The following is a 26,543-nucleotide window of genomic DNA, read 5'->3' as shown; positions in this document are numbered from 1 at the left end:
GATGGCCACGCCTTAAATATATCGTTCGTATTTAGAATTAATTTGTTCAGTCTTGTCCCAGCCCCGGTTTATTCTGTATGACAGCTTGCATTCACGTTTCGCAAAAAATACTCCCGAAAGCAAAACCTTCAGGAGCTATACTTAAAAGCCTTCTTCAAATCGATAGATCATTCGGTATTTGTTCTCGTCCATTAAATCTTTCATGTGCACTCGAACTTGATGACCAAAGATGACCTCATCATCTGTCATAGCAACAATCATGGCCTTCAAGTCATTCTCGACATCATAGTAAATATCACCGACGACCGGGCCATCAAAGTTATCCGTTTCTTCCGGCAGTCCGGGTGATTCATCTTCCTGCAACTGAGCATCCGATACAAGCGCTTTGTCAAAGTAAGCTATATCGTCGCTGTCCTCGGTTTTGCCAGGGACCATGACGACATATTCACTATGTTTCACACCATTATCTCTTGTCGTCACCACGTTTCCGTCTTCCACGCTGTCCACTTTTTCAATTTCATTTAGCGAATAATGGTCGAGAAAATCGGGTGTCGGTTTCGTAATGAGAATATAGTCGCCTGTTTCCGGCTTTTTATTCTTATCAATCGTATAACGCCGTCCGTAAAATATAAATGTATCATTATGTTTCGGTCGGCATGGTTCGATGTTATTCGCACTTGTTAAATCCTGCTGCATGTCTTTCATACGGTACAAGTGGATGGATTGTTTAAAAACCGGCTTAACGGAATATACTTTATGAAGTTCATTTTTATAATAGACGAACTGTCCCTTCCTGACTTGAAATAACTTCACAGTAATACCTCCTTCTTTACCATCATTATATCTTTTTTAGTTTCCTTCATACCATATAAATTAAACATAATTTCCACAAAAACACAAATGTTTCTCTATTGTTTGTTTCTCGTTTACCAATCAGGGTTTGGTTTCGGTTTCTTCCACTAGTAATGACAGCTCTTCCCAGCGCTCCAATTTGGCTTCCAATTCCTGTTCCCGTTCTTTTTGTTCTTCGTATAGATCATGGACAGCACCCGCATCACTACCGGCATTGGCGATACGTTCTTGAAGTTCATCAATGTGTGACTCCAATTCCGTTATATCATCCTCAATCGTTTCCCATTCCTTTTTATCATGATAGGACATTTTTTTGGGGGCAGATTTTTTGGAAGCCGGTTTCGACTTTGTCTCCTTTTGCTCCTGCGCCTGTTGTTTTTCCCGTTCAAGCCAATCATGATAATTGCCATGGAAATGGTCCACCTGGGCATTTTCTTTAAAGACAAGCATGTGATCAACGACCCGGTCGAGGAAATAACGATCGTGTGAAGCTGTAATGACAACGCCCGGAAACTGATCAAGGTACGCCTCTAGGACACTTAACGTCTGTGTATCCAGATCATTGGTGGGCTCATCGAGAAGCAACACATTCGGCTCGGTCATCAGGATTTTCAGCAAATACAGACGCCGCTTTTCACCGCCTGACAGTTTGCGAATATAATTCCACTGTTGGGACCGGGAAAACAAAAATTGTTCCAGCATCTGTTCCGCTGTTATTTCGTCTCCATTTTTCGTCCGAATAACTTCGGCTACTTCGCGAATATCTTCAATGATACGCTTGTTGTCATCCAAATTTTCATCGGTTTGTGTGTAATAACCGACTTTGACGGTCGGACCGGTTTCCACATGCCCGTTATCCGGTTCAACAAATCCCGCCATAATATTCAAGAGTGTTGATTTGCCTGAGCCGTTAGGGCCAACGATTCCGAGACGGTCACCCGGGACGATCAGAAAATGAAAATCATCGAGCAGTTGTTTGTCGTCATACGATTTCGTGATATTCTCCAGTTCCATGACTTTTTTCCCGAGTCGGACGGACCCTGCATCAATGGATACATCATGGGACTCGGAAGTGAATTGCTTTTCTTTCATTTGTTCAATTCGGTCAATGCGTGCTTTTTGTTTCGTTCCGCGCGCTTTCGGTCCCTTTTTCATCCAAGCGATTTCTTTTTTCAGCATGCTCTGGTGTTTCTCTTGATAACGTTCCTCCAATGCTTCCCGTTCGGCTTTTTTCTCCTGAAACAACTCATAATTGCCTTCATATGTGTACAAGTTCCCGTCATCAAGTTCGAAAATCTGGTTGGTGACACGGTTTAAAAAATAACGGTCGTGTGTGACAAGCAATAGGGCGCCTTTATACGATGCCAAATATTGTTCCAGCCATTCGACCGTATCGTTATCGAGATGGTTGGTCGGCTCATCCAGAATTAGCAAATCGGCCGGCTGGATCAATGCCTTGGCAATGGCCACCCTTTTGCGTTGACCACCGGATAGCTCCCGCACCGGACGGGTGAAGCCGGTGATCCCCAGTTTGGTGAGGATAGTTTTAGCGGCTGTATTGGCTTCCCAAGCTTCGTATTCATCCATCCGTTGTTGTTTGGTGAGCAGCCGTTCCTGAACCTGTTCGTTATTAGGGGACTCCTGTAAGTCAAGAAGCGTCTGTTCATATTCCCGCATCACTTTCATGATGGGGGTTTCACCATAATAAATTTGTTCCATAACCGTCAGTTCCGGATTAAGATCAGGCTCTTGCTCCAAATATTCCACCCAATAATCCTTGGCATGACTGACGGAGCCACGCTCTGCAGTGTCAATACCGGCGAGAATTTTTAGAAACGTCGATTTCCCTGTTCCGTTGACACCGATCAAACCAATGCGGTCATGTGGTTTAATAAGGCAACTTACCCCGTTCAGCAATGTCTTGTCGCCGTAAGATTTATATAAATGATCAACTGTCAGCATATCGATTACCTTCCTATTGAGGATTCATCATCGTCCTCATTCCCTTTTATAAACTGTTTTATCAGAAGAACAATTAAAAACAACAGCCATGATGTGACGACGTAAAATATAATTTTGCTCAATTGGTCCATATCCTGGAAAAAGAAGGCCATACCAGTCCAAATAATACCTATTCCGATAATTTGATAAACCATGATTTTCATGTTCCGTTTCCTCCAGACATAGGCATACTGTCCTTATAGTCTATCTTATATAGCCGTCCCTTTTCCATTATAAACCCTCACCATCATTGAGATGATGCATTCAGTTCGCCAGCAACGTTCGCCGTTTCAATAGCGGCCGCTGCTGCTTCCGCGCCTTTATTGCCGGCTTTCGTTCCTGCTCTCTCGATAGCCTGCTCAATGGTTTCCGTCGTTAAAACCCCAAAAATAACCGGCTTGCCGGATGCCAACGAAGCGGCGGATACCCCTTTCGCTGCCTCACTGCAGACATAATCAAAATGAGGCGTTGATCCGCGGATGACCGCCCCGAGCGCCACAACCGCATCATAGTCCGCGTTCAATGCCATTTTTTGAGCAATGACCGGAATTTCAAAGGCTCCCGGCACCCAGGCTATATCCACATCGGCTTCTTTCACACCGTGCTGTTTGAAGGTGGTTACCGCTCCATCAAGCAATTTTTCAGTTATGAAGTCATTGAACCGCGCCACCACGATACCGATTTTTAAATTCGTTCCAACAAGGTTTCCTTCAAAAACGTTTCCCACCATTACCATCTCCTTATTAAACCGTGGTTTCCCATACGGTATGGTTTCTCACCTTTGATGCATATGTCCCATTTTATTTATTTTTGTATGAATATAATGTTCATTTTCTTTCCGGACATTCGTCTCAATCGGTATTCGTTCGTACACTTGAATCCCATCAGACTGCAACTCATCCATTTTTTCCGGATTGTTGGTCAACAGTTTCACATGGGTGATGCCCAAGTCTTTCAAAATATGAGCACTTAGAACGTAGTCCCGCATATCCGGGGGAAATCCAAGTTGTTCATTCGCTTCCACGGTATCCATCCCGTTATCCTGCAACTTATAGGCGCGCAATTTGTTTAAAAGTCCGATACCCCGGCCTTCCTGGCGCATATAAATGAGTACACCTGCGCCTGCTGCATTGATTTGATCGAGTGCTTCATGCAGCTGCGATCCGCAGTCACAACGGTAAGACCCGAATATATCACCGGTCAGGCACTCCGAATGTATTCGGGTGAGCACCGGTTCTCCCGAGTGAATGTCTCCTTTGACAAGCGCGATATGTTCCTCTCCATCCAGATCGTTGGTATATCCGTACACGCGAAACGATCCGTATTCCGTCGGCACATTCGTCTCTACCTCCCTGGTTACATGCACCTCATTCATTTTCCGGTATGCGATCAAATCAGCAATGGTTATCAGTTTTAAATCAAACGTTTGAGCCATTTGTTGCAAATCAGGCACCCGTGCCATCGTTCCATCGTTTTTAATGATTTCACAAATCACACCGGACGGATTAGCCCCGCACAATTCTGCCAAATCAAGGGATGCTTCTGTGTGACCCGGACGTTCCAGTACACCACCATCTTTGGCAATCAACGGGAAAACATGGCCGGGTTTTTTAAAGTCCGCCCCTTCTGCGTTTGATTGAATCAATGCATGTATGGTTTTGGCCCGATCCTGTGTACTGATGCCTGTCATGGTTTCTCGATGATCAACACTGATGGTAAAGGCTGTCTCAAATGGGTCACTGCTGTCATCGGACATAAATGGAAGATTTACTTGATATGCCTGATCCGATGTGATGGATGTGCACACAAGCCCTTTCCCATGTGTAATCATAAAATTAATTGTATCCGGTGTTATCTTTTCCGACAGTGCAACCAAATCTCCTTCGTTTTCCCTCTCCTCATCATCCACGACAATGATTGGTTTTCCAGCTTTCAAGTCATCTATTGCTTCCTCAATGGTATGAAACACGCGACTCGCTCCCTTTCATCTAGTTTCGTCTGGCTTTTGCTGATGATTCAATAGGTTGTGGACATGTTTCGCCAGCATATCGCATTCCACGTTAACGTTGTCGCCTTCACCTTTGGAACCCAACACTGTTTGCGATACCGTGTGGGGAATGAGAGACAGCGTTATTTGTCGATTCTGAATGCCGAAAACGGTTAAACTTACCCCATCAATAGCGACCGCGCCTTTCATAATAACGTAAGCGGTGAGTTCCGGCGGGATGGAAACCGTATAGTAAATCGCATTCTCCTGCTTGGATGTCTGAATAATGGTACCTGTATCATCCACGTGACCGGTGACAAAGTGTCCGCCAAACCGGCCATCAGCAGGCATCGATCGTTCCAGATTGACAGGTGACCCTTCGTCCAGCGTGCGAAGGGACGTCGCGTTGATCGTCTCCGGCATGACATCCACGCCAAACGAGTTGTTGTCGACATCTGTTACCGTCAGACAAATACCGTTGACCGCGATGCTGTCACCGATATGCACATCCTCAATAACAACCTTTGCTTCGATGGTCAGCCGTACTGCTTTTTCAGAAATAACATCCCGTTGACCGATTCGCCCCATTTCTTCAACAATTCCGGTGAACATTGGCATCGTCCTCCTGTGGTTCCGCAATAAGTTTCATATCGTCCCCTATCTTTTCCATAGATGTTATTGTCATTGGCATGCTATTCTGGATGGACTCAAACCCTTGTCCACCCACGGATGCGGGGGCTTCCACCCCGCCAATCAATTTGGGGGCCATATACTGCACGAGCTGGTTGATCCGTCTGCTCAGCAAAAAGGATCCCGCGACAGTTGCACCACCTTCCACAAACAGCGACATGACACCGTGACGTCCCAAATAGGGAAGAACGGTGTCGGGTTCTGTGGCACGTAGCGGGATAACCCTTACACCACATTCATTATAAGGCTTAATCACTTCATCGCTCACTTGATTGCCGGTGATGATCCATGTCGTCGCTTCTTGATCGGTTACAACCAACGATTCAAGCGGCGTGCGCAAGTTGGAATCAAGAATAATGCGGAGTGGATTTTTCGCACCGTTGGGCAGGCGAGCAGTCAGACTTGGGTTGTCAGCTATTACCGTATTCACACCCACTAAAATCGCATCGTGACTGTGGCGATGCCGGTGCACATCCATACGAGCTTCTTCACCGGTGATCCATTTACTTTTCCCTGTCTTTGTCGCTGTTTTTCCATCAAGACTGACGGCCGTCTTCACTGTTACAAATGGCGTCGAGGTCTGTGTATAATGAAAAAATGCGCGATTGACGTTTGCGGCTTCCTCTTCCAAAACGCCGGTTTTCACGTCAATGCCTGCTGCACGCAATGCTTCCAATCCGCGTCCAGCGACCTTTTTATTTGGATCCATAACAGCAACGATGGCACGTTTGATGCCTTTTCCCACGATGAGATCAGCACACGGCGACGTCTTTCCATGATGACTGCACGGCTCAAGCGTGACGTAAATGTCTGCACCCTTCGCTTTTTCCCCGGCCATCTGGAGCGCGTGTACTTCCGCATGAGCCTCCCCGGCCTGAAGATGAGCTCCCATCCCCAGGATTTCACCGTCTTTGACGACAACGGCTCCAACAGGAGGGTTCGGACTGGTCTGCCCTGACGCTGATTTGGCCAAGTTCAAGGCCAATGTCATATAGTATTCATCGTCCATCGCTGTATACCTCCGCAAGCCAAAACAGCTTTATGGTTTGGCTTCATTTGTTTTCAACACATAAAAAAACCCCTGAATGTCCCTTCAGAGGTGGATGAGCTGAATTTTACAGGTGTGTTCTATATATAAACAACACAAGCATGATATGATACCGCTTACCTGCTTGCTTATGACCTGAAAAATTCCTTCTCCCATCCAGACTGTCACTGTCGGTCCCGGACTCACACCGGGTCCACCGCTTGGTTATGGTTTCTAACCGCACGGGTCACGGACTTTAAGGTTGTACCTTATCACCGTCGGTCGGGACTTTCACCCTGCCCCGAAGGAATATGAATGCCTTATGATCGTTTAGGTATAACGGAATTCCGAAATGAGCGCAAACAATCAGCTTTCGGAAGACGAATGTTAATCCTATTATCACTTATTCTACTCGTTACGGACGGTTGTCGTCAAAAATTTATCATTAAAATAAAACAAAACACCCACTCATACGTAAAAAAACCCGGAAGACGCTGAGTGCTCCGGGTTTTTATACGACTTTAATTTAAAGTGCCTTGAACGGCAATTCGCTGTTTTCCATCGATCGTACAGGTGATTAGCGTGATTTGATCTTGATCTTGTTGACTTTTTAAAATGTCAACATCGGTTGGTTCAATAACATTCGAGCTTGTAATGGTATACGTGAATTCCTCATTACCTTGATGCAAAATCACTTCAGACCCAACCGGGGCATCCGGCAGATTCCGAAAATGGCGGTCGCCGCGATATCCCCGATGCCCGGCTATGGTAAAATTGCCATCCCCGGGAGTTTGTTCTGATTTGATCTGGGTCAGTGCAATACTCAAGTTTTCTTCCGTTGTCTTAGGAAGCACCTTTTGCTTCAGATCAATCGCTGGTATTTCCAGTTTCAACGTTTTTTCCAATTGCTCTTTCGGAACCGTTAAATTGTCAACAGAGGACAAATCTACATCACCGTTGTCCGATTCGGATATCAGCGTCATTGCCTCTTCCATCGCCTTAGTCTCCTGTTGTTTATCCCATTCATAATACAACGGGATAGCCAAGAGAGTGAGTCCAATGATAATAAACGATATACCTGCTGTTTTTTTAGTTTTTCTCATTGAACTCACCCTTTCGTGTCATTAGTCCAATTTTCTCTTACGGCTGCTGAACAGAAGCACACCGCCTGTAACTATGGCTAACAATCCAGCGATCAGCAGATATCTCATCCACTCTTCACCAGTTTGTGGAAGGGTGTCATCCGAGTTGCCTTGGCCGCTATCATCACTGGGATCGTCCGTACCATCAGAATCGTCGGGAGTTGTTGGTTCGTCCGACTCATCGGAACCTCCCGGCTCGCCAGATTCGTCTTCTTCTGGCGTATCTTCTAGCGTGTTAATGATGGTATAGCCATTATCCGTTTTATTGATGCTCGATTGATAATCGGCTGCATCCTGTTCGCGAACGGTATAGTTATAAGCAATACCTTTATCATTGTATTGATCCAATTCTGTGAATGTGTGCGTCCAGTTCTGATCAGCCGTCATATCCACTGTGTCGATCACGTTGCCGTTTTGCAGCAATTCGACCGTGATGGATTCCGGACGATCTTCTGGCGCATCATTTTCCCACTGTTTGGATACATCGATGGTCGTTGTACCTACACGCGTGTTGGTAATATCATAACCATCGATTGTTGTTTTGTAGCCGTCGATATTATTTTCCTGAATGCTGTATTCATACGCAATGCCATTGTCGTCATAAGCTTCCAGATTATTGAAAGTGTAACTCCAATCATCATCGGCTGTGACGTCAACAGTGTCAAGAACATTGCCATTTTGCAGCAAATCAACGGTTACAGATTCCGGACGGTCGTTGGCATTATCATCTAACCACGATTTCGTTACGTTAATCGATTTAGTCTCGACTTTCGTGTTGGTGATGTCATAGCCATTGACTTCAGAATCATATCCTGGCACATCCTGTTCTTTCACCGAGTAATCATACGTTTCACCTTGATTATCATATGTCTCCAGATCAGTGAAGCTGTACGTCCAATCATCGTCTGCACTGATTTCTTTTCCGTCAATAACGGTGCCATTTTGTAGCAGATTGACCTTAATCGTTTCTGGACGATCGGATGCTTCGTCGTTTTCCCACGTTTTTGTTCCCGTGACGTCGGTTGTTTCGACACGCTGGTTCGTAATGTCGTAACCGTCAATGGTTGTGTCATAGCCAGCGACCTTTTCTTCTTCGACGGTATAGTCGTACGCATCATTCTCATCGTCAAATTCATCAAGGTCGGTGAAGCTGTATTCCCAATCATCCTCAGCTGAAACCTCGACCGAATCAATCGTTTCTCCGTTCTGAAGAAGATTAACGGTAATGGAATCCGGGCGGTTGGACGCTTCATCATTCAACCATGTCTTGGTTCCTGTTACGTCAACGCGATCGTCATCAGAATCACCTGAGCCGGTTGGTTCGCCGGAATTTCCTCCGCCGTTAGAACCACCGGAATCGTCGTCTTCGGATGAGGAGTCGTCATACGTGTTGGTAATGTCATAACCGTCAACAGTTGTTTCATAACCATCGACTGCTTCTTCTTCGACCGTATAGTTGTAAGGTGATCCTTGTTCATCAAATTCAGCCAATCCTGTGAAGCTGTAGGACCAGTTGTCTTCAGCCGTTACATCTTGAGAATCAATTTCCTCACCATCTTGCAGCAGATTGACCGTGATGGTTTCTGGTCTGTCTGAAGATGAATCATTTTCCCATGTCTTCTCACCATTAACTTCAGTTAGTCCAGTACGCGTGTTTGTGATGTCAAAACCATTCACCGTAGTGTCATAACCATCGACTGGTTCCTCAACAATACTATACTTGTAAGCTTTACCATCATCAGTGAAGGCTGGCAAATCTTCAAACTCTCGTGACCAGTTATTACTGTCTGAAAGTTGGAATGTCTTAACAGATTCTTTTTCTCCGTCTGCAGGAGTTCTGAATAATTCAACTTCAACTGATTCAGGTCTGTCGCTGGAATCATCATCTAGCCATGATTTAGTAACTTCAAACGATGTCGTTTCAGAACGTGTATTAGTAAGATCAAAATCATTTACCTCTGAATCATACCCTGGGACGTTTTGTTCTTTGATTTTATATTCATAGGAATTACCTTTATCATCGTACTTAGGCAAATGAGTGAACTCGTAGTCCCAGCCATCTTCTTTTGTGACTTCCTGAGCGGTGAAAACTGTATCGTTTTGCATCAGATTCACTTTGATAGAATCCGGACGGTCGCCTTGTGCATTTTCATTGTCTTTCCAGGTCTTCGTGCCAGATACACTCGTTTTACCTGTACGAACGTTAATAAGGTTATTTCCGTCAAGTGATTTTTCATAATTGTCAACAGGTTCCTCATCGATGGTATATCCGTATTCGGTACCGCTGTTATCGAAACGTTCCAGGTCCTTGAAGCTATACTCCCAATTGTCTTCAGCAGTTACTTCTTTGGAAGCTTCTTCTTTACCATTCTGCAGTAATTTAACTGTGATGGAGTCTGGACGATCGCCTGTTTCGTCATCGTTGTCCTTCCAAATCTTTTCGCCATTAACGGACGTTTCACCGACTCGTGTATTATTGATATAAAAATCAATGTTCTCATTATCCTCAGCTTTGTTTATGTCCGTTTTATACTTGTCTGAGTAGTCCTCATCTACTTCTTCGACTGTATAGTTTATCTTATCGCCATTTTTGTTATACTTGGCTAAGTCTTTAAACGTATATTCCCAGTCACCATTTGTTGTGATCTCTTGCTCTTCAACAAATTCACCATCATTCATTAATTTAATCGTGATAGACTCCGGACGATCCCCTGTTGCATCATTGTTATCATACCATGTCTTCTTTACGCTTATATCCGTTGTCTTTTGTGTGTTTGTAATCTCGTAGCTATTGTCTTCTGGCTCTTTGATTTCTGATTCATAACCTTCGAGATTTTTCTCTGCTACCTTATATTCTATTTCATTGCCATTATCATCATACTTCCTAAGGCCATTAAACGTATGCTGCCAGTCATTGTCTGTTGTTAATTCTTTTTCTTTAACAACGCCATCATCATCTTTCACTTGAACTGTAACGGCATCCGGGCGATATTTATCATTGACCTCAACCCATATCTTATCAACTGTTACGTTAATAACAGCATCATTTGGAACTTCTACTTCTTTAAGTTTTGCTGGTTCAATTTTGAAATCATCAATATTTGAAGTCAATTTGTATCCATCGGGTGCATTGATTTCCTCAATAGAATACGTACCAAATGGTACACCTTCCCCGGTAACTCCATTGCTGTTCGTTTCTAAATCAAATGTTTGCCTGGTTTCCTGGTTCGTAATCTTAAACTTTGCTTTACCCAAAGATTCATTGGTAACGGAATCTTTTTTGATTAGTTTAACTGTTCCTGTCTTGCGTTCGTTCTTCACTTCTTCTGTTTGAACATTGTTATCTGTCATATTTTCGCTATCAATTGTTATATCCTTAGAAACATAGCCATCCTTAGAACCTTCTGAATAATCCGGGTCTGCAAAGTAGTTATCAAGCACTTTTTCGTGCAGGGTGTAGTCACCATATTTCAAGCCCGACCAGTTAAGCTCTCCATTTTCATCGGTCTTTCCTTCCCGGACAATGATGTCTTGACCTTGAACAGTTTTTTCAAGCTGGAATTGAACGCCTTCTACAGGTGTGTTAGTTCTTTTTTCTTCTTTGTTCACAGCGAGTGTTGCTGTTTCTCCCGTGGCACCGCCTGATGCTGAGCCAATTTTCACTTCGATGGATTTTTCTTTTTCAGTTGTACCTGTAACTTCCTCATTTGATTTTATATGTGCGTTATTGGTTAGATTCGCCGTTTCCTCTGTCAGGATATAAGACGAATAGGTTAGTACATAATGTTCATTGATGTCCCCGAGTCCATCTAGGGTAAACCCGTTGTCTGCTATATCGAGATTATAATCTGTTCCTTCCTCTAACCGTTCGCCATTCTTTGTTAGCTCAAATGAGTCTTCCAATAGTTTTTGAGCATCTTCACTTCCTAGATCATCTGTTACTATAACGTCCGTTAACGCAGACTCTGACTTGTTAATATCGACTTCCCAATCAACGGTCCACTCGTCTTTATTGTGAGTTCCATTTTTGCCCACGAATTCGCCTTGATGAGGGATTGTCACGTGTGCTTTAAGTTCGTGTGATTCACCATTTCTGGGTTCAAAGGTAGCCGTATTTCCATATGTCTCATCATCATTGTAGATATCATCTTTATCTTTTGTTTTGAATTCAATACGGTAACTTTGATTAATCTCACCAAAGTTTATACTAATTTTTTCGCCATCGTTAGTTTTAATCGTGTAGTCATCTGTTACATTTTCACCTTTTGAAATATCTCCACTGCTATCAACTGATGTTTTATAGATTTCAACCGAACCATCTATTAAGGATTGATTATCTTCAATGGGGTCTGTAAAACTAGCATTCTTTAAGTCGAGCTGATTATAGTTAATGTCCGTTTTCCAAGTGATTACTTTTGAATCGTTATCAACGTTACCGCTTTTTGCTCCATTACTTGTTGTTTCGTCATTTGGTGTATCGCCTATCTGCTTTTCATAAGTATACTCTGTTCCATTACTTGTTTCATATATCAAATCCAATTTGTTCGCTAATTCTGGATCCTTATTGGCAAAATCATACGTGAATTTCGTTGTATAGGAGATTGTGTATGATTCTGAGATAGTTCCGAAGTCAATATCAAATCCATCAACAAGGCCATCTGAATCTGTTTTCTTGGTTATTGTTGCGTCAGACTTTTCCGGTGAAATATTGATTGAGCCATCCAGCTTCTGACCAGAACCACTGAAATCATCTTCCAGATTGAAGTTATTTAAAGTACGATTATCCTGGTTGATTTTGATCGTCCATTCAATGGTTTTGTCTTCATAGTTAATATCAGAATGACTCTTATCTCCAACTTGTTGATAGACACCTTGACTGCTTTTCTTAGTCTCACCGTCTACGGTAACAGTATTGGAAATCTCGCCATCATGCGTGATGTATTTATCGTCTTTTAATTGTGTCGTATATTCGATGTTAAATGGTTTATTTGTGTCTTCGTTAAGTGTATAAGTGACTTTATTACCATCGATGTTTTTATCGAACGCATCATTAGCTGGAGTCGTTTCATTAACCGAACCATCCCCATTAAATGAATCAACTTGTTCGATTTGAATGTCTGTCACTTCAAATCTTTCACTCAAGTCGTCGCCTTTAGATGTAAAGGTAAACTCATCAGTCAATTTGTTCCCCTTATCCAGCTGTTTTTCATCAAAGTTGTATTCGACTTCCCAATCAACACTGTGATTATCTTTGTTGAAATCCTCAGATGACTTATTCAAATGATCTTGACGTTGAACCGAGACAGTAGCACCAGACGAAGCATTGTCTTTTCCATCAGATGACAGAACGGCTTCATTCGAATACTCAGTGCCCTCATCATCTGTGATATCGGTGGTATATACTAGCCGATAAGCCTTATCCGTGTCTCCCAGATCTAATTTCAGTTCATTTTCGCTTGATTTATTATCATCACCGAGAGTTACTGGCGTATCATCAAGACTGGTAATATTACCCTCAATATCAACGTCAGCTTCATAAAGTTCAATAGAATCCATATCTAAAGATTGATTCTCATTGATCGCGTCTTTAATAGTAGCACCTTTCAATGACTCCAAGGTCGTATTAATATCAACTTCCCAATCAATGGATTTTGTATTGAATTTGCCACCTTCGCCATGCGATCCCCTTTTATTGATCGCCTGACCGCCTGTGGGTTCATAGTTAACTGGAATTCTTTTAACAACCTCATCGTTCACAATAAACTGTAGTTCATCCTCAGTTACCGTGATAGTTTGTTCGTCCAGTTCCACTTCAATGTCGAAGTATCCCTCGATGTTTGATTCCTGTTCGATTTTCTCATTAAATGTAAAGGTAACTAATCCATCACTGTTTACGGAATAATCTCCATAGCCATCTAATTTTCCGTCTGGTAAACTAAGTTCCGCAAATTGTTCTGGCAATTGAAATTCAAATTGCGCACCATTCGTATATCCATGGTTATTGTCTAATGACCAATCAAGGGCTAATTCCAGTTTTCCAACTTCTTCTAAATCAATTCCTTCGATATCCTCAACAGCTTTACCATCTTTGGTCTCTAGAGTGAATGTATCAATAATATTTTCTTTTATATCAGTATTTTTATTTCCTGTGTCAGTTTGCTCTTCATTCCCTGTATCGGTTGATGGCGCATTACCTGATTGATTGTTTCCATCAGTATTACTGTCATCTTCTTTTGTCTTATCTCCCGGTGAGTTAGATCCGCTACCATCTCCAGACCCACCTGGCTCCTCAGTTGCTGTGTCTTGATTGCCACCCTCAGAGGATGATCCTTCATTCTTCGGTCCGTTTGTTGACGAATTGTCTGATGGATTGTTTTCATCAAATTTATTGGGGTCATCGCCAGCTGATGAATCACCTGTTGGCTGTTCCTCAGATTGCCCTTTGTCCGGGTTTTTATCTTGGCTGTTATTCGTGGCTGACCCGTCGTCAGATCCTTCACCCGTTGTTTCATCTGTGCCAGACGTGTTGTCTTCATTACTGGTAGGATTTGACTCTTGCTTGGTGTCAGTCGCTTGCACCTTTACCTTGAACGCACCACTGGCATCTTTAGCGTCGGCATTCACTTCAGCAGTTATCGAATTATCTTTCGCAGCTGTATATGTGCCCAAGTTTTCCTCATCTGTCAGCGTTCCCTCTTGCTTTTCAGCAATTTGATAACCGTCCGGGACAACATTTGTTGTTGAAAAGGATGGGTTGTCTTCAAGGTTAACGTCCTTCGTTCCCCATTCAATGTTTAAATAGGGAGGGCTGACGTCTGCATCCTTAGAGTTTTCCTTACTATCAACGAGCGTTACTGATTTGAATAAATTAGAATCCTCAGATTGCGCGTTGACCTGGGCCATCATTGGTAAATTACCAAAGATCACTTGAAACAATAGCATGCCAGTAAATAAGATTGATAGTTTTCGCTGCAACTTCCTTTAACCTCCCTCTACCTTCAAAATTTCAAAATAAAATAGAATCTATACAGAGCAGTAAGCAATATCGGATAAACGAAACATGCTTCACACCCCCAATTGCACAATTTTCATTCCTTCAATCTATTATTTTAACCTGCAATGATAACGACAACAATATTTATTTTTTCCACTGTAATGGAAATGTGCTATAATAGATTTTACCTATTCATTCAAACCATATTCCTATAAAACGATTGCCATGATGCATATGTGTCATGACCCATAAGGGGTGGTTCTATTACTGAAAAGATTGCTATTTCTCAAAGACAATATGATATTTTAAAATGCTTGGAGGAGAGCATTAACGCTATAGCGTTAAAGGAGGTTGGAGAAACAATTGATTGTTCGTACAAAACCGTCCAAAATGAGTTGATTACGCTACGAGAGGAATTGCCGAACGGCTGGTCAATACCGACCGAAAAAGGCATTGGCATTTATTTAATTCAACCATCAAGCGAAACCGTTTCCAGTATTTTTTCGCATGATGAGAACGATACGTTATTTAACTTTATGGAATTGTTGCTTACATATCAATCCTATTCATTGGAAGCGATATGCGAGGACATGTATGTAAGTCGAAACACTGCATTACAATTGATCTCTTCCGCCGAGTCATTTGTTCAGTCGTTTTTTCTGAGGATGAAACGCAATCCTTATCAAATTATTGGAAGTGAAGGAATGAAACGATTATTATTATTTGAAATTAACTTATCAAGGAAAGGAATTTCTGATCACTACACTATTCATTCTCACTATTCGCACATACAACCCGCTAAAGATTATTTGGAAAACCATTACGGTATCCGTTTAACGAATTACGGTTTGAATGCATTTTATAATTTTTTGATGTTATGCATAAACCGTTCTGAAGACGGCTTTCCCGCAGATGAACTCCCCTTCTCCATCAGCAGCAACGTCCAACAAGAATCGTTGTTCATCGATATGCAGGATTTTTTTGATTATCTGGAGGAATTAATGAATGCTGCATTTCCTCTGCATGAAAGAATCTATATTTACCTTGGTCTTCTTTATACGGAATTTCAATTCACGATTGTCTTTGCCGAAAACAGAAACGAGATCCTTCAAACCCATAAAGATCACGATGCTTTCAAAACGTTCATACAGTTTTTGGAGGAGCATTTAGGAATTGCGATATGGGATGATAAAGATCTGTTGTTTGACATTTTTAACTTATACCAAGTTTCCCTATTGCGAAGCGTAGCTCCTGATATTCAATATGTACCACAGGAATCCATTTTGCGCTCAGCAAAGAATAACGCAAAACACGTTTACACAATGGTGCATTGCTTATGTCATGAATGGTCCAAGGAAGCAGGTTTCGTTTTTCATGAAAGCAATATGATTTCGTTGGCTATTTTATTAAATCGTCACCTCCACAATTTAGAAGCGTTAAAAGCCAACATTTTAGTATTAACGTCACGGTCGTTCTTTGTTAAGGATAATAACGGGATATTAAAAACACATTTTGAGGGCAAAGCCTATTTTAAAACAAGGGATGCATCTCGTATAACAAGTGACGACGATATACCTGCCGAAACGGATATAATTATTACCGATTCACCCCATTCATTAAACACACCTGATAAGGAGGTTATATTGATCACGCCAATCATTTCGGATAAAACCATTCAAAAAATAGCACAGGCCATTGATGATGTCATTCAACGGAAAAAAGGTCAATTTCTTTCCCGAATTTCACAGTCGCTTCATGATCGTGAATTTGGCGTTTTTCATTAGACAATTGGCGTTTTGGTTCTACAATCTTGCGCTTTCATCCGATACGAACAGACGCCAAGGTGGTTCAACCCTGGCGCACAGCTGTCAGTCAGCCAACATGTCTTGATATTCCGGTGTTTGTTCCATTTTATCCGCTACGTACGGACATGTTGGTTTAATTGTCTTTCCTTCATCTCTTGCGTGGGACACCATTTTTTCCGTCAGTTTTCCGGCAATTCCCTCCCCACGCAGTTCTTCAGCTACATACGTATGATCCACATCCAGCTTATCATCCCCGATTGGCTTAAACGTAATCTCTGCCGTCGGGTTTTGCTCATTATCCCCGATATAAAATTTGCCGTCGCCTTTTTTAATTTCCACCAACATCGGCCTCCTTTATAGATTATCACTTGAAATAAGTATTCCCGTTCCGGCCAAAACATAATCATTCAGCCCATCATCCTGACCAAGGAAGCGTGGCAACAATCGCCATCACAAAAATAATCAATAAATAGTTAACCGAGACAAGAAACATATTGCGCGCCCATTTCACATTATCTTTAGCGAACAACCCACTGATAGCCAGGACGATATAGGCAACATTAAGAACGCTTGTGATGACGACAAAAGCGGTTCCGAGTGAAAACAAGTAAAACGGCAGCGGCAAGAGGCAGGCGGTATAAATAATCATTTGCCGCTTCGTTATTTCAATACCGTGAACGACCGGCAACATTTTCACATCCGCTGCTTTGTATTCATCATATTTACGAATGGCGATGGCAAACGTGTGCGGCATTTGCCAAATGAAAATGATGAGTGCCAGAGCAATGGGAGCAAAATGCGAAACCGGAGCGAGTGCGGCCCAGCCAATTAGCGGTGTCACAGCACCGGAAATGCTGCCAATAACTGTGTTCAGCGTATATTTGCGTTTGGACCACATCGTGTATAACACGACGTACACAAACCAGCCTATAAAAGCAAATTGCACTGCCTCAGCCGTCGTAAACATCAACAAAATAAATCCGGCAATACTGGTTGCAACACCAATCCGCAGAGCGGTTCGGGGAGGTATATTCCCGGTCACGGTTGGCCGGGATTGTGTTCGGGACATAATCAAATCAATATCGGCATCGTACCAATTATTAATAACAAGGGCCCCGCCCATAACCAGTGTGCTCCCAATCATGACGAGCAGAAATATATCAATATTTGCAGCAAAAGAGGCTTCGGTAAAATACGCAGCCAGCCAGAAACCAGCAAAAACAGGAACGACATTCGCTACCAAAACCGTGATTTTAAACAAAGATTTTAAATCAGCAGCGAGTGATGTTTCACTATCTTTATCAGGCACCCATTCGGCTTGATTCATGGTTGATGACGTCATCATTTGTTTGCTCATTTGATTCATCCCTTTAATTTTCGTTGCTAATAAACACACTACCGTCTATTATAGACCGTTTCATCCGTTTATGTAAGCAGAAAGAATTGTTAATGCCTAAACAGGGTATTCCGTTTTAATATATCCTTTTTCTTTCATACCATACGTCGTTTTGATGAAACGACCATGAACATGAGTATTTACGTCGTTTGCATCCATCGTAATACGAAATCAATAAAGGTCAATGTATTTTTTGTGAACATTTTATTTCGAAATATCCACAATTCGATGAAGATGATGGTTAACTTCCGCTATTATCATCTGTTCCTCCTTTTCGTCTGTTATAATCAATACTGTATTTTGATAAAAAACTCAATACCGAACGATCAGTATGAATGATATGGAGTGATACACCGATGAAAGTTACTAAACATCATGCTAAAAAACTATTGGCGATTCTGCCGCTCGGTTTCATTTTGTTTTTAAGTGGGTGTGATGCCATCACTGTGCTTGACCCAAAAGGGCCGGTCGGGGACAGTCAGAAAGACCTGATTATGTATTCTGTGTGGTTCATGCTCGGCATCATTGTAGTTGTGTTCGGCTTGTTCACATATATGGTGATACGCTTTCGTGATCACCCGAATCGAAAAGAAGGTGATTATGCGCCACACATCCATGGTAATTTAGCAATAGAAACGCTCTGGACAATAATTCCTCTTATCATTGTTACTGCATTGGCCGTTCCAACCGTTAAAACATTGTTTGATCTGGAGCAGCCACCGGACGTTTCCCAGGATAAAGATCCACTTGTTGTGTATGCGACATCTGCTGACTGGAAATGGTTTTTCAGTTACCCGGAACAAAACATTGAAACGGTAAACTATTTGCATATACCGACCGATCGGGCAGTGGAATTCCGTCTTTCTTCGGCCGATTCGATGGCCGCATTATGGATTCCGGCACTCGGTGGACAAAAGTACAACATGGCTGGTATGGAAAACATTCTGTATCTGCAGGCTGATGACCGTGGCGTTTATACCGGACGCAATGCCAACTTTAATGGGGAAGGATTCACGAAACAAACGTTTGAGGTCCACGCCGAGAACACCGCGTCGTTCGAGGAATGGGTAGAAAAAACCCAAGACGATGCCCCGGCATTAACACAAAAGCAGTACAATTCATTGCTTGCTCCCGGTTTATCGGAGGAATTGGCGTTCTCTTCCACGCACCTTCAATGGGTTGATCATGGAACAATGTCCGGAAGTGATTATGCCATCAAACGGCACCCTGATGCGTACGACCAATTATTACACCTGAAAAATGAGAAAGACGATGACAACAATGAATAATCATAGAAAGCAGGTGAACCGATGAAATTAGATGAGTTTTTTGTCACTGGCGAACCGTTAATTTACGGCGGAATGGTGGCGATTGCGCTTGTAACGTCAGCGATTATCTTTCTATTAACCTATTTTAAAAAGTGGGGATGGTTATGGCGTGAATGGCTGACAACAGTCGATCACAAAAAAATAGGAATTATGTATATTTTAAGTGCATTAGCCATGTTGTTCCGCGGTGGCGCTGATGCGCTGATGATGCGGGTACAGCTGGCTTTTCCTGATATGAATTTTCTGGACGCACAACATTATGATGAAATTTTTACCACGCACGGAACGGTCATGATTATCTTTATGGCCATGCCGTTTCTGATCGGGCTCATGAATATTATCGTTCCGCTTCAAATTGGCGCCCGCGACTTTGCGTTTCCGTATGTAAATGCCATGAGCTTTTGGGCATTTTTCTTTGGCGCTATGCTGTTTAACGTTTCATTCGTCATTGGTGGTTCACCCGATGCGGGATGGACAAGCTATACGCCACTTGCTGGTGCAGCCATGAGTCCCGGTCCCGGCGAGAACTTTTATCTACTCGGGCTGCAGCTATCCGGTATTGGGACACTGGCAACGGGAATCAATTTAATGGTCACGATTTTAAAAATGCGTGCACCTGGCATGAAAATGTTTAAAATGCCGATATTTTCGTGGTCAACATTGGTGACAAGTTTTATTATCGTCTTTGCTTTTCCGATTTTAACGGTAGCACTGGCCCTGTTGACCATCGACCGGATATTCGGGTCCCAATTCTTCACACTGACAGGTGAAGGACTGCCTATGATGTGGGCGAACCTTTTCTGGCTTTGGGGTCACCCGGAAGTATATATTGTTGTTTTACCGGCTTTTGGTATCTTTTCCGAGGTTATCGCCACATTTGCCCGTAAACAGTTATTTGGCTATACGGCTATGGTTTGGTCAATGGTGATAATTGCTGGACTAAGCTTCCTTGTTTGGGTACACCATTTCTTTACCATGGGTGCGGGATCATTCGTCAACTCAGTTTTCTCGGTGTCAACGATGCTGATTGCCGTGCCAACAGGAGTAAAGATATTCAACTGGCTGGCGACCCTGTATAAGTCGAAAATACGTATAACCGTGCCTATGATGTGGGCCCTTGCCTTTATCCCAAGCTTTGTCATAGGCGGTGTGACCGGCGTTATGCTGGGAATGGCAGCTGCCGATTTTCAATTCCATAACTCGTATTTTCTAGTTGCACACTTCCACTACGTTCTCATTGCAGGGACGGTGTTTGCTAGTTTTGCCGGCTTGATTTACTGGTACCCGAAAATATTCGGTCACAAAATGAACGAACGAATAGGCAAATACGCATTCTGGTTTTTCGTCATTGGATTCCATGTCTGTTTCTTCCCGCTCTATTTTGCCGGACTCGATGGAATGCCGCGTCGTGTGTTTACGATCATTCCGGAATGGATGCCATTGAATGTGATTGCCACAGTCGGTGCATTCGGCATGGGAATTGGTTTTGCGATATTTGTTTACAACGTTTATTACAGCTATCGCCACAGCAAACGTGAAACCACCGGCGATGCATGGGGCGATGGTCGAACGCTTGAATGGGCAACACCGATACCAATACCGCATTACAACTTTGCGACGTTGCCACACATCGATCAACATGATGCGTTTATGGCAATGAAGAAAAAGGGCGAAACAACGTTTGATGAAGCCAAGGTGGAACCCATTCACATGCCAAGCAACAGTGGACGACCGTTTCTTATGATGGCGATTTTGGCCTTTGCAAGCTTTGCTCTTGTATTTGAATGGATTACATTGGCTATTATCGGCTTGATCGGTACACTTATCTTTATGGGGTTGCGGTCCTTTGATTATGATGAAGGCTACCATATCGAAACCGATGAGATTAAAAAATATGAACAATCAGCAAGGAGGTTATAACATGAGTGCTCCTCAATCAAAAACCGGACCGCTGGAATATCGGACACAAACCGGCCAAATGAACATCCTCGGTTTTTGGATCTTTTTGGGCGCAGAAATGGCACTGTTTGCAACGTTATTTGCCACCTATGCTGTTTTGTTCGGACGGACCGCCAATGGACCAACACCGGGAGAATTGTTTGAACCGGGAACCGCACTGACGATGACATTTTTGTTGTTGACGAGCAGCTTCACGTGTGGATTGGCCATTCACAGTATGCGGAATGGATCATTGAAATCATTGCTCACCTGGCTGATCGTAACACTTATACTCGGTCTTAGCTTTCTAGGTTTTGAAATATATGAGTTCGCCCATTATGCGGGGGAAGGGGCTACTCTACAAGCCAGTGCCTATTGGTCAGGATTTTTTGTGCTGGCCGGCACGCATGGTCTGCACGTAACACTTGGTATCGGTTGGGCCATCATGTTGCTCATTCAATTGGCCCAACGTGGATTAACCCCGACGACCGGAACCAAAGTTTTTATCATAAGCCTGTACTGGCACTTCCTTGACGTTGTATGGATATTCATCTTTACCGGTGTATACTTGATTGGGATGGTGATGTAATATGTCAGAACGTACCGAACGTTATCCTATAAAACACATTGTCGGATTCGTCATTTCCATTGTCCTTACAATTCTCGCAGCTTGGACCGCTTTAGGATCTGATTTACCTGTATCCTGGGTCGTTGCAGGCATTATGGTAATGGCTGTTCTGCAGGCCGGAATTCAGTTATTTATGTTCATGCACGTGACCGAATCCGCCAGTGGTAATGGCCATGTCCCTTGGAATATGATGTTCCACGGTTTCGTCATGGCAGCGATTATCGTTGCGGGATCCTTGTTTACCATGACGTTTGGCTGGTAAATAATCTTGATTTACAAATCGATGAATCCCTAGAAGACTGGTGAAAAACTACAGTTTTGATCCATCAAAGATGCGAACAAGAACCTGAATTGTTCTTTAATTCTCTTAAAAACAAAAGAAATGAAGATATTACGGTGGTGTCTTTCATCCCATTTGGTTGTTTCAGCGCATGCTGAAACGCCGGTCCTGGGCCTTTTACCTTTGAACCGGCTTAACTTCTTAAGATTTTGAACGATGGCGGTACAGAGTGCTTGTTCCTGCATGCAGTCCAGCCCTCTGCTTTTGGCACGATCCAGCCCGTGCACTGTCTTGGCTTCGGCGAATCCATGTTCACACTGGACACGCTGGTTCTGAATAGCCTGGTATTTGCCGTCAATCTGAATGTGTTTTGCTTGATTTTTGGTCTCAACTTTGTCGACTTTTTCCTGACGCTTTCTTTGCTGCTCAGGCTTGTGGGTTTTCCTTTGCCAAGTCGGGATCTCTTCCAACTCGTGGTCCTGCAAAGAAACCAAAGGGATGATGCCCAGCGAAATGAGATAGGCCAAATACGCCGGTGTCCCATAAGCCTTGTCACCCGACAAGGTCTGAATATGGATTTGTGGATGCTGAAAACGAACAGCTGCCAGCTGTTGTTGGCTTATTTCTCTTTCTGCTGTACCGGAAGCAATGCTTGCATTGGTCTTTAAAATAACGCCTGACTCAACGTCTGCCAGGTTGTGCACAAGGTAACGCGGATAGGCCTCCTGTCCTTTGCTCTTTTTGTACAGACGGGCATCCGGGTCTGTCGTACTCCGGTGGGTTTGATTGGAAAACGTTTTGCCGTGAAAGTCTTCATGGCTGGCATTTTCCTGAAGCTGATCCGATTTATTATTTTCCTTTGATTTCGGAGGCCGAGGGTTTTGGTCATCATCGTCGCTGTTCGGATTACCTGATGGTCTTAAAGACGCTTCATCACGTTGCTTTTTAACTTCCAGGTAAGCTTCAATGGTTTGAACCGGGGCCAGCTCTATTTCTTCCAGACTATGAATGGACGCGTTTGCATGCACTTGTGTGCCATCCACACCGGCATGAACGTCTGGGCGAACGAGGCCGGAAGCAATGCACTGATTAACGACATGCATCATGATATCATCAAAAATACCATGGCGACGCCAAAGCGCTCTTGTTTTAACAAGTGTTGTTCGATCAGGAAGTGACGACTCAAAATCCAGGCCGCAAAACCACAGGTAGCCTGCATGCATGGGGAGCGTTTCAAACAGTTCCCGTTCCGAGTGATTAAATAGATACTCAAGTACAACCAGCCGCACGACCAATTCAGCATTCGTGGATGGTCGGCCTGTCTTTTCGGAATAGAGAGGTTTCACCTGATCGTGGACAGCTGAAAAGTCAATAACATCTTTCACCCTTCTCAGGATATGATGCCTGGGAACGAGATCCTCCATATCAATATATTGAAACATGTTGGGTTGAATGTGATTTTGCTTTGGCGAATGCATAAATGGATCATCCTTCTAGAGTGTTCTGTATGACTATATTCGACATAAAGCTAGGAAATTCCTAGAACAGGTTGACTTTTTCACCGGACTTCTAGACGAATAAAAGGATGTGATGACATGCCACACCATAATGATGATGAACACACGAAACAATCGGACGCGTTGCAGTGGAAATGCGTGATCGGGTTTATAGCCTGCATCATTTTATCGGCTTTTGCACTATGGACGTTCTTTTACTCTCATTATGCGTTCAAAGGGATTGCAGCAGCCATCGCCGTTCTTGCCACTTCTCTGGCCATCCTGCAACTGGTTGCTATGGAAAAACAACTATCATGATATAAAAAAGCTCGCTCATTCGAAAGAGCGAGCTTTTTTATATATAAGCCTGTTGATTATTCGAGGCTGTTTTAACGTGATGGATAATAAACATGATCCATCCGACTTCCGCCATGACCAAGCTTGCATAAAACATGATCGATGTAACGGACAATACAGGCGGTGCCGTTTGAAAAGCTGCCTGAAAGAAGTAAACCCACATGCCGATCAACAGTATGGTTTGTACAATGGCAAACGACTTTTTTCTTAACTGTAAAAAGAAGAAGGGTGTCAGTGTTGATGTCAGCATAAATGCAAGAATAATACCCATTGTGTAACATCTCCTTTTAAATCATGAAAACGTTTCCTATTTGCATTGTAACAAATTATTAATAAAAAATACACAAAAAGGTCACAATTTGTTCATTTAATTTTCATACGATGATGTTAGCAAAATGAGTCGTTTGATTTCGGTACAGACAACCCGAATTTGGGCCGCATATAAAGTGCTGCGAATGTTCCCGCAAGTGCCATCACGCCCCAGATGTAGCCATGCAGACTGAATGAGGCAATACCACCGAAATAAGCTCCGATATTACAACCAAATGCCAAACGAGCCCCATATCCCATCAGCAATCCGCCAAATACGGATGCAGCTGCATTTTTTCCGGTGAATGCGGACGGTTTGAACAATCCACCAGCCGCTGAGGCCAGAAAAGCCCCCAATATAACACCGATATTCAAGACGGTTGTTGAGTCAGCAAACATGGACGCATTCAGGACTTCGGCATTGGCGCCCTGCCAGTATCCCCAGCTGGCCACGTCCATTCCCAAAAACTGTGCCGCCTTTGATCCCCACAAGGCAAAAGCGGACGTAATGCCCCATGGCGCACCCCGGGTCATAAGCGTCAGTGCATTGAGAACGGCCAACACAACGGCTGCGATGAATAAGGGCCAGGACCCCCGGAATAACCGTCTCCAACCATGCGTAGAAGGGTTCGAAGCCATTTTTGGCGCCCGTTTCTTACGCTCCACAACCAACGTTACCCAGGCAATCAGGGCAAACAGAGCAATCGACAGTGCCCATGCACCTGCATAACCAAGATCTGTTGACGTCGCCAAGGAGACAGGCTCAAATGACGGCAACTCTTCTGTCCAAAAGGGAAGATGATAGGCACCAATGGTGGAACCGATAATAAAAAATAGTAATGTTACCAACATCACCGAACGGCCACCGCCAACAGCATACAATGTTCCGGAAGCGCATCCACCGCCAAGCTGCATGCCAATTCCAAACAGGAAGGATCCAACGAAAAGGCTAACTCCAATCGGTCCAACATAGCCGGAGACGGTATCTCCGAAAAATGAATAACCCAAAGCCAAAATCGGCGCGAACAGCGTAACAGCGACAGCCAGCATAACCAAATGGGATCTCAGTGCCCGCCCATTTCCAACACTCATCAACCGACGAAATGCAGATGTGAACCCGAATCTCGCATGAAACAGCGTATAGCCGAGCAAAAGACCAATGACGAGCAATAATGACTGGACAATCGTTTGCGTCGCCATCAGATACACCAGAAGTGCCATTCCAATCACCAATCCGCTAATAATGAGCGGCATTTGCGGTCTATTTAACGTTGTATCCTTTTCATTTTTTAACGTTTTTTTATCATCTATGGCCGTAACCAGTGTCTTGGATTCCATAGTAATCATCCTTTTCCTATAAATTTAGTAAGAATTATACGATAATCATAGCTGACCAGCTATTTTGTGTCAATATATTTTACGAAAATTGGGCAAAGGCTTTCATAACCCCCATCATACAAAAAAAGCCCAGCCTTTAACTGAGCGTTTTGCGACTTGCTTAACTATTTGAAATCGTTGTCATGACGGGTTTTAATTTTTATGTGTCTCTAACTATAACAGTGTGAATAAACGTTGATCAAGGTAGGGTCACTCGAATAGAGCGCATCAATATGTACGGCTTCAGGATGATCCATGATCGTTATCGTCGTCATTGTTAACTGGAAAGTACTTAAAGATCTCCCGCGATTCCATGGCATTTGCTAATTTCATCGTCCATTCAAAATAAATCATGGTTTGCTTAATATCTTCCAAATCCCCCTGGGCCATTTTTTTAGCTTCCTCGGATGTCCCATTGGCCGCAATATCCTTTAGAGTGTCTTCCACCTGTTCGTTGGCCCTTGAAATAATATTACGTTCCTGGCGCAAGTTTTTTATAAAAAAGGAGAAAAAGTTTTTAAAGAAGTCCTTTTCGGCTATATAGTGGTCTTTCCGGCTTCCTTTTTTCCAGACTTTAATGACCATCTCCGTATCGAGAAGGTCGCGCAAACCCGTACTGACGCTTCCTTTGCTCATGGCAACCTGATCCTTTATGTCATCCAGGCTGAGTGCCTTATCGGCAAAATAAAGGACACCGTAAATTCGTCCAACAGATGGGGTGACGCCATAAATAACCATCGTTTGTGCAATGGCACTGATCAAAATATCCCGCGATTCCTCAATCTGTTGCATATCTGAATCTTGTTCCACCATCGTCTTCCTTTCTTTATATCTCTAGCTCATTTTATACAATACGTTCCATATCATTTGAATCATTCAACGATATTATATCACGGGCATGATTATTGTCAAAATTCACTTTTCCGGATGTCCTTG

General features: G+C 43.2%; 21 protein-coding genes and 1 riboswitch. Of the genes, 6 read left to right on the top strand and 15 right to left on the bottom strand.

The window, feature by feature from the left end:
* Window positions 1–141: 141 nt before the first annotated feature.
* The 9 genes from ACZ5Q7_RS07075 to ACZ5Q7_RS07035 all read right to left on the bottom strand — a co-directional run bounded on the left by ACZ5Q7_RS07075 (window position 142) and on the right by ACZ5Q7_RS07035 (window position 14,674).
* Window positions 142–813, bottom strand: coding sequence for a hypothetical protein (locus ACZ5Q7_RS07075; RefSeq protein WP_343752533.1), 672 nt, complete (start codon window positions 811–813; stop codon window positions 142–144).
* Window positions 814–933: 120 nt separating this feature from the next.
* Window positions 934–2,814, bottom strand: coding sequence for an ABC-F family ATP-binding cassette domain-containing protein (locus ACZ5Q7_RS07070; protein ID WP_343752534.1), 1,881 nt, complete (start codon window positions 2,812–2,814; stop codon window positions 934–936).
* Between the two features lie 5 nt (window positions 2,815–2,819).
* Complete coding sequence (locus tag ACZ5Q7_RS07065; RefSeq protein WP_343752535.1) at window positions 2,820–3,017, bottom strand: hypothetical protein; 198 nt, start codon at window positions 3,015–3,017, stop codon at window positions 2,820–2,822.
* Window positions 3,018–3,100: 83 nt separating this feature from the next.
* Entirely contained in the window at window positions 3,101–3,583 is a 483-nt protein-coding gene (gene ribH, locus ACZ5Q7_RS07060; RefSeq protein ID WP_343752536.1) for a 6,7-dimethyl-8-ribityllumazine synthase, read from the bottom strand.
* Between the two features lie 45 nt (window positions 3,584–3,628).
* Window positions 3,629–4,822 (bottom strand): bifunctional 3,4-dihydroxy-2-butanone-4-phosphate synthase/GTP cyclohydrolase II, encoded by a 1,194-nt coding sequence (locus tag ACZ5Q7_RS07055; protein WP_343752537.1) that lies wholly within the window; start codon window positions 4,820–4,822, stop codon window positions 3,629–3,631.
* Between the two features lie 15 nt (window positions 4,823–4,837).
* Window positions 4,838–5,452 carry a riboflavin synthase gene (gene ribE / locus ACZ5Q7_RS07050; RefSeq protein WP_343752538.1) on the bottom strand — a complete coding sequence of 205 codons (615 nt, stop codon included), beginning with the start codon at window positions 5,450–5,452 and terminating at the stop codon, window positions 4,838–4,840.
* Entirely contained in the window at window positions 5,433–6,539 is a 1,107-nt protein-coding gene (gene ribD / locus ACZ5Q7_RS07045; RefSeq protein ID WP_343752539.1) for a bifunctional diaminohydroxyphosphoribosylaminopyrimidine deaminase/5-amino-6-(5-phosphoribosylamino)uracil reductase RibD, read from the bottom strand. Before ribD ends, ribE begins: the two co-directional genes overlap by 20 nt.
* Before the next feature lie 179 nt (window positions 6,540–6,718).
* Window positions 6,719–6,870, bottom strand: a riboswitch (FMN riboswitch).
* Between the two features lie 208 nt (window positions 6,871–7,078).
* On the bottom strand, window positions 7,079–7,660 hold the full coding sequence (locus ACZ5Q7_RS07040) for a class D sortase (RefSeq protein WP_343752540.1): 582 nt from the start codon (window positions 7,658–7,660) through the stop codon (window positions 7,079–7,081).
* A gap of 21 nt (window positions 7,661–7,681) precedes the next feature.
* Window positions 7,682–14,674, bottom strand: a complete 6,993-nt coding sequence (locus tag ACZ5Q7_RS07035) for a Cna B-type domain-containing protein (protein ID WP_343752541.1) — start codon at window positions 14,672–14,674, stop codon at window positions 7,682–7,684.
* A 333-nt stretch (window positions 14,675–15,007) separates the two neighbouring features.
* Between ACZ5Q7_RS07035 and ACZ5Q7_RS07030 the strand changes: the two genes are divergently transcribed.
* Window positions 15,008–16,477, top strand: a complete 1,470-nt coding sequence (locus ACZ5Q7_RS07030) for a helix-turn-helix domain-containing protein (protein ID WP_343752542.1) — start codon at window positions 15,008–15,010, stop codon at window positions 16,475–16,477.
* An 84-nt stretch (window positions 16,478–16,561) separates the two neighbouring features.
* Here the strand turns inward: ACZ5Q7_RS07030 and ACZ5Q7_RS07025 are convergent, their stop codons facing one another.
* Both ACZ5Q7_RS07025 and cyoE read right to left on the bottom strand, forming a co-directional pair.
* Window positions 16,562–16,843, bottom strand: a complete 282-nt coding sequence (locus ACZ5Q7_RS07025; RefSeq protein WP_343752543.1) for a GNAT family N-acetyltransferase — start codon at window positions 16,841–16,843, stop codon at window positions 16,562–16,564.
* Between the two features lie 70 nt (window positions 16,844–16,913).
* Entirely contained in the window at window positions 16,914–17,855 is a 942-nt protein-coding gene (cyoE, locus tag ACZ5Q7_RS07020) for a heme o synthase (protein ID WP_343752544.1), read from the bottom strand.
* A 395-nt stretch (window positions 17,856–18,250) separates the two neighbouring features.
* On the opposite strand from cyoE, the gene qoxA reads away from it, so the two are divergent.
* Genes qoxA through qoxD form a run of 4 tightly spaced genes read left to right on the top strand, consistent with a single transcriptional unit; the run spans window position 18,251 to window position 22,050 of the window.
* A complete protein-coding gene (qoxA, locus tag ACZ5Q7_RS07015) occupies window positions 18,251–19,183 on the top strand; it encodes a cytochrome aa3 quinol oxidase subunit II (protein WP_343752545.1) in 933 nt (310 codons plus the stop codon).
* 21 nt (window positions 19,184–19,204) lie between these two features.
* The gene (qoxB, locus tag ACZ5Q7_RS07010; RefSeq protein ID WP_343752546.1) at window positions 19,205–21,142 is read left to right on the top strand and encodes a cytochrome aa3 quinol oxidase subunit I; all 1,938 of its coding nucleotides are present in this window, start codon (window positions 19,205–19,207) and stop codon (window positions 21,140–21,142) included.
* A 1-nt stretch (window position 21,143) separates the two neighbouring features.
* Window positions 21,144–21,749: a cytochrome aa3 quinol oxidase subunit III gene (qoxC, locus tag ACZ5Q7_RS07005; protein ID WP_343752547.1), complete on the top strand. Its 606-nt coding sequence runs from the start codon at window positions 21,144–21,146 to the stop codon at window positions 21,747–21,749.
* Window position 21,750: 1 nt separating this feature from the next.
* On the top strand, window positions 21,751–22,050 hold the full coding sequence (gene qoxD, locus ACZ5Q7_RS07000) for a cytochrome aa3 quinol oxidase subunit IV (protein WP_343752548.1): 300 nt from the start codon (window positions 21,751–21,753) through the stop codon (window positions 22,048–22,050).
* 29 nt (window positions 22,051–22,079) lie between these two features.
* On the opposite strand, the gene ACZ5Q7_RS06995 is transcribed toward qoxD, so the two are convergent.
* Window positions 22,080–23,546, bottom strand: coding sequence for a transposase (locus tag ACZ5Q7_RS06995; RefSeq protein WP_464432927.1), 1,467 nt, complete (start codon window positions 23,544–23,546; stop codon window positions 22,080–22,082).
* A 117-nt stretch (window positions 23,547–23,663) separates the two neighbouring features.
* Between ACZ5Q7_RS06995 and ACZ5Q7_RS06990 the strand changes: the two genes are divergently transcribed.
* A complete protein-coding gene (locus tag ACZ5Q7_RS06990) occupies window positions 23,664–23,882 on the top strand; it encodes a hypothetical protein (RefSeq protein ID WP_343750696.1) in 219 nt (72 codons plus the stop codon).
* Window positions 23,883–23,919: 37 nt separating this feature from the next.
* Here the strand turns inward: ACZ5Q7_RS06990 and ACZ5Q7_RS06985 are convergent, their stop codons facing one another.
* From ACZ5Q7_RS06985 to ACZ5Q7_RS06975, 3 genes are all read right to left on the bottom strand, one after another.
* Entirely contained in the window at window positions 23,920–24,192 is a 273-nt protein-coding gene (locus ACZ5Q7_RS06985; protein ID WP_343750697.1) for a hypothetical protein, read from the bottom strand.
* A gap of 116 nt (window positions 24,193–24,308) precedes the next feature.
* Complete coding sequence (locus ACZ5Q7_RS06980) at window positions 24,309–25,568, bottom strand: YeeE/YedE family protein (protein ID WP_343750698.1); 1,260 nt, start codon at window positions 25,566–25,568, stop codon at window positions 24,309–24,311.
* A 282-nt stretch (window positions 25,569–25,850) separates the two neighbouring features.
* Window positions 25,851–26,420 carry a GbsR/MarR family transcriptional regulator gene (locus tag ACZ5Q7_RS06975; RefSeq protein ID WP_464433181.1) on the bottom strand — a complete coding sequence of 190 codons (570 nt, stop codon included), beginning with the start codon at window positions 26,418–26,420 and terminating at the stop codon, window positions 25,851–25,853.
* Window positions 26,421–26,543: the final 123 nt, after the last annotated feature.

This window comes from Lentibacillus halophilus (genome assembly GCF_055395055.1).
The sequence above is the reverse complement of the archived record's forward strand: the minus strand, read 5'-3'. Positions and strand labels throughout refer to the sequence as shown.